Source organism: Streptomyces sp. NPDC050263 (assembly GCF_040655955.1).
Taxonomy (GTDB): domain Bacteria; phylum Actinomycetota; class Actinomycetes; order Streptomycetales; family Streptomycetaceae; genus Streptomyces.
The window spans coordinates 111,458-124,377 of sequence record NZ_JBFAKW010000002.1 but is presented as its reverse complement, the minus strand read 5'-3'; the positions used below and the strand labels follow the sequence as shown (position 1 = coordinate 124,377).

At 71.1% G+C, this 12,920-nt stretch carries 10 protein-coding genes and 1 tRNA gene; 8 read left to right on the top strand and 3 right to left on the bottom strand.

What is annotated here, in order from left to right; translation table 11 throughout:
* Positions 1 to 224 precede the first annotated feature (224 nt).
* A complete protein-coding gene (locus AB0J04_RS01445; protein WP_363166315.1) occupies positions 225 to 3,005 on the top strand; it encodes a penicillin acylase family protein in 2,781 nt (926 codons plus the stop codon).
* An 80-nt stretch (positions 3,006 to 3,085) separates the two neighbouring features.
* Here AB0J04_RS01445 and AB0J04_RS01440 read toward each other — a convergent pair whose 3' ends face one another.
* On the bottom strand, positions 3,086 to 3,700 hold the full coding sequence (locus AB0J04_RS01440; protein ID WP_363166314.1) for a 5-formyltetrahydrofolate cyclo-ligase: 615 nt from the start codon (positions 3,698 to 3,700) through the stop codon (positions 3,086 to 3,088).
* A gap of 115 nt (positions 3,701 to 3,815) precedes the next feature.
* Between AB0J04_RS01440 and galU the strand changes: the two genes are divergently transcribed.
* The 7 genes from galU to AB0J04_RS01405 all read left to right on the top strand — a co-directional run bounded on the left by galU (position 3,816) and on the right by AB0J04_RS01405 (position 9,506).
* The gene (galU, locus tag AB0J04_RS01435) at positions 3,816 to 4,718 is read left to right on the top strand and encodes a UTP--glucose-1-phosphate uridylyltransferase GalU (RefSeq protein ID WP_363166313.1); all 903 of its coding nucleotides are present in this window, start codon (positions 3,816 to 3,818) and stop codon (positions 4,716 to 4,718) included.
* A 5-nt stretch (positions 4,719 to 4,723) separates the two neighbouring features.
* Positions 4,724 to 6,049 carry a gephyrin-like molybdotransferase Glp gene (glp, locus tag AB0J04_RS01430; protein ID WP_363166312.1) on the top strand — a complete coding sequence of 442 codons (1,326 nt, stop codon included), beginning with the start codon at positions 4,724 to 4,726 and terminating at the stop codon, positions 6,047 to 6,049.
* 84 nt (positions 6,050 to 6,133) lie between these two features.
* Positions 6,134 to 6,613, top strand: a complete 480-nt coding sequence (gene moaC, locus AB0J04_RS01425) for a cyclic pyranopterin monophosphate synthase MoaC (RefSeq protein WP_351914347.1) — start codon at positions 6,134 to 6,136, stop codon at positions 6,611 to 6,613.
* Positions 6,610 to 7,125, top strand: coding sequence for a MogA/MoaB family molybdenum cofactor biosynthesis protein (locus AB0J04_RS01420; RefSeq protein ID WP_363166311.1), 516 nt, complete (start codon positions 6,610 to 6,612; stop codon positions 7,123 to 7,125). The genes moaC and AB0J04_RS01420 overlap by 4 nt, the downstream gene beginning before the upstream one ends.
* Positions 7,122 to 7,790, top strand: a complete 669-nt coding sequence (locus AB0J04_RS01415) for a GNAT family protein (RefSeq protein WP_351914441.1) — start codon at positions 7,122 to 7,124, stop codon at positions 7,788 to 7,790. Before AB0J04_RS01420 ends, AB0J04_RS01415 begins: the two co-directional genes overlap by 4 nt.
* A gap of 171 nt (positions 7,791 to 7,961) precedes the next feature.
* Complete coding sequence (gene glpR, locus AB0J04_RS01410) at positions 7,962 to 9,338, top strand: gephyrin-like molybdotransferase receptor GlpR (RefSeq protein ID WP_363166310.1); 1,377 nt, start codon at positions 7,962 to 7,964, stop codon at positions 9,336 to 9,338.
* A 94-nt stretch (positions 9,339 to 9,432) separates the two neighbouring features.
* Positions 9,433 to 9,506, top strand: a tRNA-Ala gene (locus tag AB0J04_RS01405).
* 61 nt (positions 9,507 to 9,567) lie between these two features.
* On the opposite strand, the gene AB0J04_RS01400 is transcribed toward AB0J04_RS01405, so the two are convergent.
* Entirely contained in the window at positions 9,568 to 12,036 is a 2,469-nt protein-coding gene (locus tag AB0J04_RS01400) for an ABC transporter permease (protein WP_363166309.1), read from the bottom strand.
* Entirely contained in the window at positions 12,030 to 12,827 is a 798-nt protein-coding gene (locus tag AB0J04_RS01395; protein ID WP_363166308.1) for an ABC transporter ATP-binding protein, read from the bottom strand. Before AB0J04_RS01395 ends, AB0J04_RS01400 begins: the two co-directional genes overlap by 7 nt.
* Positions 12,828 to 12,920 lie beyond the last annotated feature (93 nt).

The window sequence follows — 12,920 nt, the reverse complement described above, 5'->3', positions numbered from 1 at the left end:
ACATGTGCATTGGATACATCGGACACGAAGGTGTGCGCCCCGTGTCCAACTACTTCGTTACCTTACCTAACTCTTGACGATTTCTTGACGTTGGACGAGGCAAGATCGAACATCCTTCCGTGCTGGTACCCGACTCCGCGTCAAGTGGCGCGAGGCCCTGCGCCTATGGTTGCTCCAGCACTCCAGGACCGCCTGCCGCTCGCGTTAGGACAGCAAGGACAGCGATGCCCCCCAACACCACCGCCACATCGGGTGACAAGCCCGGCAAGTCCGGCAGGAAGAAGGGGCGCAAAGCCCGTTTGATCGTGCTTGTGCTGGTGCTGGCCATCATCGGAGGCATCGCCTACGGCGCCTACTGGTCCATCAGCACGGTCCGCGCATCCTTCCCGCAGACCAAGGGATCGATCACACTCGAGGGCCTGTCCGGGCCCGTCGACGTGAAGCGGGACGGCTACGGCATCCCGCAGATCTACGCGGATTCCGACGAAGATCTTTTCATGGCGCAGGGCTACGTCCAGGCGCAGGACCGGTTCTACGAGATGGACGTACGCCGGCACATGACGTCCGGGCGCCTGTCGGAGATGTTCGGCAAGAGCCAGGTCGACAACGACGAGTTCCTGCGCACCCTGGGCTGGGACCGCGTCGCCAAGAAGGAGTACGACAGCACGCTGTCGGCCACCACCAAGAAGTACCTCCAGGCGTACGCCAAGGGAGTCAACGCCTACCTCAAGGGCAAGGACGGCGCGGACATCTCCCTGGAGTACGCGGCCCTCGGGTTCACCAACGACTACAAGCCGGCCGAGTGGACCCCGATCGACTCGGTCTCCTGGCTGAAGGCGATGGCCTGGGACCTGCGCGGCAACATGCAGGACGAGATCGACCGCGCCCTGATGACCAGCCGCCTCGGCCCGCAGCAGATCGCCGACCTGTACCCGGAGTACCCGTACAGCAGCAACCAGGCGATCGTCCAGGAGGGTCAGTACGACGAGCTGACCAAGACGTTCGAACAGAGCGACGGCGACAGCGACAGCGGCTCCGGCGACGCGTCCACGAACGGCGGGACGGGCGACGGCACCAGCACCTCGGACGGCACGGGATCGGCCCTCACGAGCCAGCTCACGGGCCTCTACGACGTCCTGGACGACCTGCCCACGGCCGTCGGCGTGAACGGCAACGGCATCGGCTCCAACTCCTGGGTCGTCGCCGGGAAACACACGATCACAGGCAAGCCGCTGCTGGCCAACGACCCGCACCTGTCGGCCTCGCTGCCGTCGGTCTGGTACCAGATGGGCCTGCACTGCCGCACGGTCTCCGCCAAGTGCCAGTACGACGTCTCGGGCTACACCTTCGCAGGCATGCCCGGCGTCATAATCGGCCACAACGCGACGATCTCCTGGGGCATGACCAACTCCGGCGTCGACGTGACCGACCTCTATCTGGAGAAGCTCTCCGGCGACGACGGCTACCAGTACGACAACAAGGTCAAGCCGTTCGACACGCGCGAGGAGACCATCAAGGTCGCCGGCGGAGCCTCCAAGAAGATCGTCGTCCGGCAGACCGAGGACGGCATGCCCCTGTTGTCCGACCGCGACGACGAACTCGTCGACGTCGGCAAGAAGGCCACCGTCGACTCGGCCGCGCCCGACCGCGGCGACGGTTACGCCATCGCCCTGAAGTGGACCGCGCTCGAGCCGGGCACCTCCATGGACGCCGTCTTCGCCATCAACAAGGCGGCCGACTGGGACGCCTTCCGCGCCGCGGCCAAGCTCTTCGACGTGCCCTCGCAGAACCTCGTCTACGCCGACACCTCGAACCACATCGGCTACCAGCTGCCCGGGAAGATCCCCACGCGTGGGAAGGGCGACGGCTCCATCCCGGCGCCCGGCTGGAACTCCAAGTACAGCTGGACCGGCTACATAGACTTCGACGAGCTGCCCTACGAGTTCGACCCCGCGCGCGGGTACATCGTCACCGCCAACCAGGCCGTGATCGACAAGGACAAGTACCCCTACACGCTCACCACGGACTGGGGCTACGGCGCGCGCAGCCAGCGGATCATCGACCTGATCAAGAGCAAGATCAAGGGTGGCGGCAAGATCTCCACCGATGACATGCGGCAGATGCAGCTGGACAACGACAGCCAGATCGCCCGGGTGCTCGTGCCCATCCTGCTGAAGATCAACCTGGACGACCCGGATGTCCGCGAGGCGCAGAAGCTGCTTCAGGGCTGGGACTACACCCAGGACGCAGACTCGGCGGCCGCCGCCTACTTCAACGCGGTCTGGCGCAACATCCTCAAGCTGGCCTTCGGCAACAAGCTGCCCAAGGAGCTGCGCGTCGAGGACCAGTGCCTGTGGGTCGACCCGGTCAACACGACCGGCCCGGTCGACGACACCGACAAGGTCATCGAGTGTGGCGAGCGCGAGGCCGACCAGGCGCAGCCGGACGGCGGCGACCGCTGGTTCCAGGTCGTGGAGAACCTCCTGGACAAGACGGACAGTGAGTGGTGGACGACTCCGGAGTCGGGCACCCGCCCCGGCGCGGAGAAGAACCGCGACAAGCTGTTCGAGCGCGCCATGATCGACGCCCGCTGGGAGCTGACCGCCAAGCTCGGCAAGGACATCGACACCTGGAGCTGGGGCCGGCTGCACCGCCTGTTCCTGAAGAACCAGACCCTGGGCACCAGCGGTCCCGGCTTCCTCCAGTACATCCTGAACCGCGGCCCGTGGAAGCTCGGCGGCGGCGAGGGGACGGTCAACGCGACCGGCTGGAACGCGGCCGGCGGCTACGGCGTCGTCTGGGTGCCGTCGATGCGGATGGTCGTCAACCTCGAAGACCTCGACAAGTCGAAGTGGATCAACCTCACCGGCGCCTCCGGACACGCCTTCAGCGCCCATTACACCGACCAGACGGGCAAGTGGGCCAACGGTGAGCTCCTCGACTGGTCCTTCTCCAAGAAGGCGGTCGACGACAGCACCAGCGACACCCTGGTCCTCAAGCCCTGAGCGACCTGGCAGCGAGAAAGCGTGAAAGAGGGCCCTCCACGCGCGCGTGGAGGGCCCTCTTTCACGTACACGCGTGTGCGTCAGTTGAAGCGGCGCGCTCCTGTCGGCGTCACCACGGCGTGCACCGGCCGGTCGTGCGCCTCCGTGGGGACGCGCTCGACGACCTCTGTGTCGTACAGCAGCACCACCAGGGAGGCACTGGCCGCGGACTCCGCCAACCGGGCCAGCACCCGGTCGTAGGATCCGCCGCCGCGGCCCAGCCGCATCCCGCGCGCGTCGACCGCGAGCCCCGGCAGCAGCACCACGTCCGCCGAGGTCACTGTGTCCGGGCCGAGGCGCTCCCCGGCCGGCTCCAAGAGGGCCATCTTCCCGCCGTGTTGGATCCGCGCGAGCGAGCCCTCGCCTGCGTAGGCGCCCCAGTCCAGGTCGTTGTCGGGCAGCAGCGCGGGCAGCAGAACGCGCACGCCCCGCGCGCGTAGCGTGTCCAGCAGCGCCAGGGTGCCGGGTTCGGAGCCCACGGAGACATATGCGGCGACCGTGCGCGCGTGCGCCAACTCGGGCAGCTCCAGCGCATGCTCGGCCAGTGCCGAGGCCGCCGTCCGCACGTCATCCGTCGTCAACGTGTTTCTCACGGCGAGGAACCCTCGACGCAACATTGCTTTGTCAGGCTCTGCTCCGCCTTCGAAGTGGCTCATATGTCGCTCCCGCGCTGGTCTCACATTGCTCGCACACAGCTTTACCAAGCTCATATGATCATGAATTAACCCAAGTCGCAGATTCCTCTCAAAGTCACCGGATAAGGTTGCGGACATGACTCAGCCCCACCCCAGGATCAGCAAGGCTGTCATCCCCGCAGCCGGCCTCGGCACCCGGTTCCTGCCGGCCACCAAGGCCACTCCCAAGGAGATGCTGCCGGTCGTGGACAAGCCGGCCATCCAGTACGTGGTCGAGGAGGCCGTCTCCGCCGGTCTCGACGACGTCCTCATGATCACGGGCCGCAACAAGCGCCCCCTGGAGGACCACTTCGACCGCAACTACGAACTGGAGTCGGCCCTGCAGAAGAAGGGCGACGCCGCCCGGCTCGCCAAGGTTCAGCAGTCCAGCGACCTCGCGACCATGCACTACGTGCGACAGGGCGACCCCAGGGGCCTCGGACACGCCGTCCTGTGCGCGGCGCCGCACGTCGGGCAGGAGCCGTTCGCCGTCCTGCTGGGCGACGACCTGATCGACCCCCGCGACCCGCTGCTCCAGCGGATGATCGAGGTGCAGGAGCGGCACGGCGGCAGCGTCGTCGCCCTCATGGAGGTCGCCCCCGAGCAGATCCACCTCTACGGCTGCGCGGCAGTCGAGGCCACCGAGGACGGCGACGTGGTCAAGGTGACCGGCCTCGTGGAGAAGCCGGACCCTGCGGACGCCCCGTCGAACTACGCGATCATCGGACGCTACGTCCTCGACCCGAGCGTGTTCGGCGTGCTGCGCGAGACCGAGCCCGGCCGCGGCGGCGAGATCCAGCTGACCGACGCCCTCCAGCAGCTCGCGCAGGACGAGAAGGCCGGCGGCCCCGTCCACGGCGTCGTCTTCAAGGGCCGCCGCTATGACACCGGCGATCGCGGCGACTATCTGCGTGCCATTGTCAGACTCGCGTGCGAACGTGAAGATCTGGGTCCGGACTTCCGGACCTGGCTTCGCAGTTACGTCACCGAGGAGATGTAGCCACTTTGAGCACCGCCGCGCCCCGCCCCACCGCCCAGGACCACCTCTGGTCGGTGGACGAACACCTGGAGGACATCCTCGCCACCGTCCGCCCCCTGGAACCCATCGAGCTGCAACTGCCCGACGCCCAGGGCTGCGTCCTGGTCGACGACGTCACGGTGCCGGTCTCGCTGCCGCCCTTCGACAACAGCTCCATGGACGGGTACGCGGTGCGGGTCGCGGATGTCGCGGGCGCGAGCGAGGAGTTCCCGGCGGCTCTGGACGTCGTCGGGGACGTCGCGGCGGGACAGGCGGCCGACCTGCTGCACGTCGGGCCGGGCCAGGCCGCCCGGATCATGACCGGCGCCCCGCTGCCGCCCGGCGCCGAGGCCGTCGTCCCCGTGGAGTGGACCGACGGCGGGCTGGGCGAGGGCCCGGTCAGCGGGATGCGCGCCCGCAGCCTCGCCCCCGAGCAGGCCTCCGGGCACGTACGCGTGTACCGGCCCGCCGAGGCACGCGCGCACGTACGCGCGAAGGGCAGCGACGTGAAGGCGGGGGACCGCGCCCTCGACGCCGGAACCGTCCTCGGCCCGCCCCAGATCGCCCTGCTCGCCGCGATCGGCCGCGCCGCCGTACGCGTGCACCCGCGCCCGCGCGTGGTCGTGATGTCCACCGGCAGCGAACTCGTCCAGCCCGGCGAGGAACTGGGCAGCGGCCAGATCTACGACTCCAACAGCTTCGCCCTCACCGCCGCCGCCCGTGACGCAGGCGCCATCGCCTACCGGGTCGGCGCGGTAGCCGACGACGCCGAGACCCTGCGCTCCACCATCGAGGACCAGCTCGTCCGCGCCGACCTCGTCGTCACCACCGGCGGGGTGAGCGTCGGCGCGTACGACGTCGTCAAGGAGGCGCTGGAGCACGTCGGCGACGAGGACGAGGAAGGCAGCGGCATCGAGTTCCGCAGCCTCGCCATGCAGCCCGGCAAGCCTCAGGGCTTCGGCTCCATCGGCCCCGACCACATCCCCCTGCTGGCCCTGCCCGGCAACCCGGTGTCGTCCTACGTCTCCTTCGAACTGTTCGTCCGCCCCGCCATCCGCACCCTCATGGGGCTCGCCGACGTCCACCGGCCCACCACGCGCGCGAAACTCATCGCCGACAAGGCGCTGACCTCGCCGAAGGGCCGCAGACAGTTCCTGCGCGCCACCTATGCCGACGGCGCCGTCCGCCCGGTCGGCGGCGCCGGCTCCCACCTGGTCGCGGCCCTCGCGCACGCCGACGCGCTGGTCGTCGTCCCCGAGGACGTGGAGTCCGTCGAGCCCGGCGCCGAGGTCGAGGTCGTCCTGCTCGGCTGAGTGCTCCTGGTTGGGGGTACCGTGTCGCGCACAGCAGGCCCGTGCGCCGCACCGCGCCGGGCCCGGACCGGGAGCGCCACGAGCATGACTACGCAGGACCGACTGACGCACATCGACGACGCGGGCGCGGCCCGCATGGTCGACGTCTCCGGCAAGGACGTCACCGCCCGCACCGCGCGTGCCAGCGGGCGCGTCCTCGTCTCGCCCCGCGTGATCGAGCTGCTGCGCGGCGAGGGCGTCCCCAAGGGCGATGCGCTGGCCACCGCGCGGATCGCGGGCATCATGGGCGCCAAACGCACCCCGGACCTGATCCCGCTGTGCCACCCGTTGGCCGTCTCCGGTGTGAAACTGGATCTGTCGGTCGCGGACGACGCCGTGGAGATCACCGCCACGGTGAAGACGACGGACCGCACAGGCGTCGAGATGGAGGCCCTCACCGCGGTCTCCGTCGCCGCGCTCACCGTGATCGACATGGTCAAGGCGGTCGACAAGGGAGCGGTGATCACGGACGTGCGCGTGGAGGAGAAGACAGGCGGCAAGTCGGGCGACTGGAGCCGGACATGAGCGCGGTGCCGTACCGGGCACTCGTCGTGACCGCCTCCAACCGGGCCGCCGCCGGCGTCTACGAGGACAAGGGCGGCCCCCTGATCGCCGAGGGCCTGCGAGGCTTCGGCCTCGGCTTCGCGGTCGACGGGCCGCAGGTCGTGCCGGACGGCGATCCGGTCGAGGCGGCGCTGCGAGCCGCCGTCGAGGCCGGGTACGACGTCGTCGTCACCACCGGCGGCACCGGGATCTCGCCCACCGACCGCACCCCCGAGGCCACCCGTGCGGTGCTCGACCACGAGGTGCCGGGCATCGCCGAGGCCATCAGGGCGTACGGCCGGGAGAAGGTGCCCACCGCGGCGCTCTCCCGGGGCCTGGCGGGCGTGGCGGGGCGCACTCTGATCATCAACCTGCCGGGTTCCACCGGCGGCGTGAAGGACGGCCTGGCCGTCCTGGAGCCCCTGCTGAAGCACGCCGTGGACCAGCTCCGCGGCGGCGACCACCCCAGACCCGGCCACGGGGGTGCGAGCTGAACAGCGCATCCTGGCCCGTCGAGCTGACGGAGGGCGACATCGTCCTACGGCCCATAAAGCTGCGCGACCAGCGGGCCTGGCGCGAGGTCAACCGGCGCAACCGGGACTGGCTGCGCCCCTGGGAGGCCACGATTCCGCCGCCCGCGCCCAGCGGGCCGATCGCGCACCGGCCGACCTACCGCCAGATGGTCCGGCATCTGCGGGCCGAGGCGAACGCGGGGCGGATGCTGCCGTTCGTCATCGAGTACCAGGGGCGGCTCGTCGGGCAGTTGACGGTCGCCGGGATCACCTGGGGGTCGATGTGCTCCGGGCACGTCGGCTACTGGGTGGACGAATCGGTGGCCGGTCGGGGAGTGATGCCGACGGCCGTGGCGCTCGTCGTGGACCACTGTTTCCGGAGCGTCGGACTGCATCGCATCGAGGTCTGCATTCGGCCCGAGAACGGCCCCAGCCGCCGGGTCGTGGAGAAACTCGGATTCCGTGAGGAAGGGCTGCGGCCGCGCTATCTCCACATCGACGGCGCCTGGCGGGACCACCTCGTGTTCGCGCTGACGGCGGAGGAGGTCCCGGAGGGCCTGCTGAGCCGGTGGCGGCGCACCCGCTCCCGGGGCGCGCGGAATGCCGGGGGGAATCTCGGGGGGAATCTCGGCGGCTCCGGAAATTGAATAAGTGTTCGATAATGATCGAGTGGTGACCGTCTGGGGCGCGGAATTCGCGCCCCGGGCGGCCTACTGATCGCATCGGTCACAAAAAAAGTTCGAAATATCAGCCAGATCGTGCGACACACCGGCTCAATTGGCGGATGGCCTCACGTAAACCCCTCTACCGTGTGAGGCGTGAGCAGCAGCGGCCTCATCTACGCAGTCATTGTCGGGGCCTGGGCCGCCTACTTGGTGCCCATGTGGCTCCGTAGGCAGGACGAGCTGAACGAAGCCCGTCCGACGGAACGCTTCAGCACCGCCATCCGGCTGCTTTCCGGACGGGCGGGCATGGAGCGCCGGTACGCCAAGGACCTGCGGGCGCGCTCCACCGAGGAGGGGGAGCCCGACGCCGACGTTCCGGACGTCGTCACCGCATCGGTGGACGTCCGGGCCTTCGCCATGCCCCCGGTCCGCCGGCAGGTGAAGGCGCCGGTGCAGGAGCGGGGCCAGGAGCATGGTCCGGAGCGGGGCCACGAGCGAGGTCGGGAGCGTCCGGAGACGGCGCGCGAACCGGAGCACAATCCGGCGCGCGAACCGGGGCGCGAGCCAGTACGGGAGCCGGTTCGGGAGTCGGTGGCCAAGCCCGCGCGGGAACAGCGTGACCGTGACGGAAGCGCCCCTGCCGCCGGCCGGCGTGCGCCGGTCGCGCGCCGCGCGCCCTCCGTTCAGGCATCCGCCGCTGCGCAGGCAGCCGCTCAGGCGTCCGCCGCGCGCGCCCAGCGCTCGAAGGCGCTCGCACGCCGACGGCGCACCACTGTGATGCTCTTCCTCGCTTTCACGCTCGGCGCGATCGTCGCGGCGGTCGGCGGGCTCGCGTTCCTCTGGGCGCCCGGCGTGCCCGCCGTCCTGCTCAGCGCGTACATCGGCTACCTGCGCGCCCAGGAGCGGCGCCGCTTCGCCTTCCAGATGGACCGCAGACGCGCCGAGGTCGCCGCGCAGCGGCTGCGGGAACGTCAGCCGCACCGGCGTGCGCCCGCTTCGGCGAGCGCCTCCAGCGTCGACCCCGGTCCCGACGCCGGCGCAGAGGAGCCGCACGAGGGCCCCGAACCGGAGACCGACCCGGGCCTGCTGGCACTCGCCGCGGACCGCAGGGCGCTCGTCGAGCAGACCGACCACGCCGAGTGGGTCGACCAGCAGCGCGAGCGGCAGCGCCGGCCCGGGCACGGCGACAGTTGGGACCCGGTACCGGTGCCCCTGCCGACGTACGTGACCGCGCCGGTCGCACCGCGGGCCACCTCCGACGTGGACCTCGGCGCCCCGGACGCCTGGAGCTCGGCCCGGTCGAGCTCCGTCGTGCCGGACCAGGACGCGGCCGAGCACCACGACGCCGGGGCCGTGCCCGACGACGGCGAGTCCGACGAGGCGGACCCGGCGGACGGCAGGACGGAGGGCGGCGACGAGCGCAGCGACGCCCGCCGCGCAGCCTCCGCCCGACGCTCCCGCGAACGGGGCCGCACGCCCCTCTTCGACCAGTACGAGGAAGGCGGCCGCCCCCGGGCGGCCAACGAGTGACCTGCGTCGCAGCGCGAAATCTCCGCTCCGATCGGCCTCCGGGAACGGATTTCCAAGCACCCCGATGGGGGTGCTAGAGTTTCACTCGTTGCAAGGGCCTGTGGCGCAGTCCGGTAGCGCACCTCGTTCGCATCGAGGGGGTCTGGGGTTCAAATCCCCACAGGTCCACGCAGCATAGAGCCCCCGTCGGGAAACCGGCGGGGGCTCTATCGTGTTCGTGGCCCGGTGTTCATGTCCTTCTGGGGCGCAGGGCCAGCGCCGTTGAGGCGAGTGTCGTGGTCGTCGCGAGCAGGGCGCATGCCGCTGTTGTCCAGGCGAGGGTCGGCCAGGGCAGGACCATCGGCGTCGGGGCCGAGAGCCGGTGCAGGGCTGTGGTCATGCCGGCGAGGTTGACGGTCGTCACCAGGAGGCCGAGCAGGCTGCCCAGGGTGACGACCGTCACGGCTTCCGCGGTGGCGAGGCGGAGGACCTGGGCGTTGGTGGCGCCGGCCAGGCGGAGGGCCGTCAGGGCGGGGCGGCGTTCGGCGGCCGCCATGGCCAGGGTGTTGGCGAGCGAGATGCCGGTGTAGAGGAGCGCGATGCCCAGGACGAGCAGTACGCCGAGGCGCGTCGTCCGGTTCGTCTCCGGGTAAGCGGCCCGAACCCACTGGGCCTTGGTCATCGACCTCACCCCGTCCATGGCCCGTAGCCGGGCCGCGACGGCCGCCTTGTCCGCACCACCCCGTACCCGTACGTCCACCCGGTCCACGCCCGCTCCGCCCGCGTTGGCCGGGGTGACGTAGGCGCCGTTGTCGCCGGTGCCGGTGGCCAGTACGGCGGCGATGCGGAGGGTCTTCGGGGTGCCGTCGCCGAGCCATACCCGCACCTGCTGTCCCACCCGGTGGTGCGCCCATTCCTCCGTCACGACGATCGAGTCGTCGTCGAGGTCCGTGAGGCGACCGGCCTTCACCGGGAGTCGTACGGTGTCGGCGAGCCGTGCCGGATCGGCCGCCCTCGCCTCCGACTTCACCAGCGCCACGCCGTCCTCCAGGGTGTAGACCGTGGTGGAGGAGACCGCGGAGACGATCGTGTCGGGTAGCTGTCGCAACTGCTCGACGGCTTTTGGCTCCAGTGTTTCCAGTGGTTGCAGTGTTTCCGGCGTTGCTCCGGTCTTGGTTCCGGTCTTGGTTCCGGTACTTGGCGTCACTACGAAGTCCGCGGTTGTCCGGTGGCGCACCTCCGCCGCTCTTGCCCTGTCCAGGGTGGCTGTCGCGCCCAGCAACGAGCCTGCGAGTGCCACGGTCACCAGGACCGGCGCGGCCACGGCGGCGGTGCGGCGGACCCCGGTGACGGCGTTCGCTCGGACCAACAGGCCTGTCGTGCCCGGCAGTCGGGGCACCAGGGGGCGTACCAGCACGGGCGAGAGCAGCGCTGTCGCCGTGATGAGCAGCATGGGGCGGCTGATGTACGTCTTGCGGTGCAGCAGTTCGCCCGGGTCGGTCAGCAGCGCGTACGCCGGGGTCGCGACGGCCGTCAGCAGCAGCGCGGTGCCGCACAGGCGCCGGCCCGGGGTCAGGGCGCGGCCGTCGGCCGCGGCCTCGCGCAGCGCCTGGGCCAGGGCGGTCCGCCCGGCCCGCCAGGACGCGGCGACCGCGCCGGCGAGGGCGACCAGCAGGCCCGTCCAGAAGGCCAGGTGGTACGGCCAGACCCCTTCGTCCTGGCCGCCGATCGCGTACCAGGACGGGGCGAGCCCGCCGTCGACGACCAGTTCGGCCAGGAGCGGGGCGGTGTACGCGCCCAGCGCGCAGCCCGTCGCCGAGGCGAGGGCGCCGATGAGCAGGGCCTCCGTCAGGACCGTCCGCCGGACCTGGCCCGGGGTGGCGCCGGCGGTGCGCAGCAGTGCGAACTCGCGGCGTCGGCGGTCCACCGCGAAGGCGAAGGTGGAGGCCACGACGAAGACGGACACGAAGGCGGTCACGCCGCCGGCCGTGCCGAACAGGGCGTTCAGCGCGGTCAGGGACTCGGCGTCCCGGCCGGGGTCGGCGTCGGCCAGCCGACGGTCGTCCCCGGTGAGGACGCGGACGTCGTCGTCCGCGATCGCCGCCCGCAGGGCCGCCTCGTCCGTCGTCTCCACCACCGACTGGAGGGATACAGGGGCCAGTTGGGCGGCTCGGGTGTCCGTGTAGAACAGGGCGTTCTCGAAGCGGACGGGGGCGTCTGCCGTTCCTACCACCCTCAAGGGGCCGTCCGGTGTGCGGAGTCGGGTGCCGACGGTCGTCCAGTCGCCGGAGGCCACCACCTCGTCCGCCGCCTCGGGTGCTCGGCCCGTGCTCAGGCGGTACGGGGCGAAGCGGGCTGTCGACCAGGGGTGGCCGACGAGGTCGTCGGGGGCGCTCTCCGCTGTGACCGGGAAGGAGCGGTCCTCGGTGACCGGGCCCAGTGCGCGCAGGGCGGTGACGGTGGTGGCGGGCAGCGGGCGCGGGTGCGCCAGCGGGGACGTCCGTTCGCCGGTCGGGGTCGGGACCCGCAGGGTGTCCTGGCCCTTGACCACCATCGGCGCCGTCGCGAAACGCTCCGGAGCGCGCGCGGGCGCGTTCTGCGACGCGGCCAGCGCCTGCCCCATGACGGTGAGCAGCGCGACGCCGAGCGCGAGGGCGACGAAGCTGCCGACGAAGGCGGCCCACCGGGCCCGCAGGGTGCGCAGGGCGACGCTCAGCACGCGGCACGCTCCAGTCCCGTCATCCGCGCCGTGATCGCCCCGGGGGACGGGGAGGCGAGTTCGTCGTGGACGCGGCCGTCGACCAGGAAGACGACCCGGTCCGCGCGGGAGGCGGCGAGCGGGTCGTGGGTGACCATGAGGACCGTCTGGCCGGTCCCGTCGACCATGGAGCGCAGCAGGGTGAGCACCTCGCGGCCGGTGGTGGAGTCCAGGGCGCCGGTCGGCTCGTCGGCGAAGAGGACCTCCGGGCGGGTGATCAGGGCGCGGGCCAGGGCGACGCGTTGTCGCTGGCCGCCGGAGAGCTGGGCGGGGCGGTGGCGGGCCCGGTCGGCGAGTCCGACCTGCCGCAGGGCCTCGCGCACCCGCGCCTTCGACGGGCGGCGGCCCGCCAGGCGCAGCGGGAGGGCGACGTTCTGCTCGGCGGTGAGGGCCGGCAGCAGGTTGAACGCCTGGAAGACGAAGCCGATCCGCTCCCGGCGCAGCAGCGTCAGCCGCCGCTCGCTCAGCCCGGTCAGCTCGGTCCCGCCGATCCGCACCGACCCCGAGGTGGGCCGGTCGAGTCCGGCGGCGCACTGCAACAGCGTCGACTTGCCCGAGCCGGACGGCCCCATCACGGCGGTGAACGAGCCGTGGGGGAGGGCGAGGGTGACGTCGTCGAGGGCGGTCACGCCGGTGCGGTCGTCGGTGCGGTCGTCGGTGCCGGCGGAGTCGTATCGCCTGCTCACGGAGGTCAGTTGGACGGTGGGTGCGGTGGTGGGTGCGGTGGTGGCTGCGGTCGTCGCTGCGGTCATGGCTCAACCAAAGCGGGTGCCGCCCCGGTCGGTCTGTCGGGCAGGAACGAGACTTGGGGTAGTGCTGGGCATACCCCGAGGGCTCGGGCCAGG

What these genes read in the sequence shown, in the direction of transcription:
- AB0J04_RS01420 (WP_363166311.1), top strand. Translation starts at nt 6,610, where the DNA reads ATGAGCGCGGTGCCGTACCGGGCACTCGTCGTGACCGCCTCCAACCGG.
- galU (WP_363166313.1), top strand. Translation starts at nt 3,816, where the DNA reads ATGACTCAGCCCCACCCCAGGATCAGCAAGGCTGTCATCCCCGCAGCC.
- AB0J04_RS01440 (WP_363166314.1), bottom strand. Translation starts at nt 3,700, where the DNA reads ATGAGCCACTTCGAAGGCGGAGCAGAGCCTGACAAAGCAATGTTGCGT.
- AB0J04_RS01395 (WP_363166308.1), bottom strand. Translation starts at nt 12,827, where the DNA reads ATGACCGCAGCGACGACCGCAGCCACCACCGCACCCACCACCGCACCC.
- AB0J04_RS01445 (WP_363166315.1), top strand. Translation starts at nt 225, where the DNA reads ATGCCCCCCAACACCACCGCCACATCGGGTGACAAGCCCGGCAAGTCC.
- moaC (WP_351914347.1), top strand. Translation starts at nt 6,134, where the DNA reads ATGACTACGCAGGACCGACTGACGCACATCGACGACGCGGGCGCGGCC.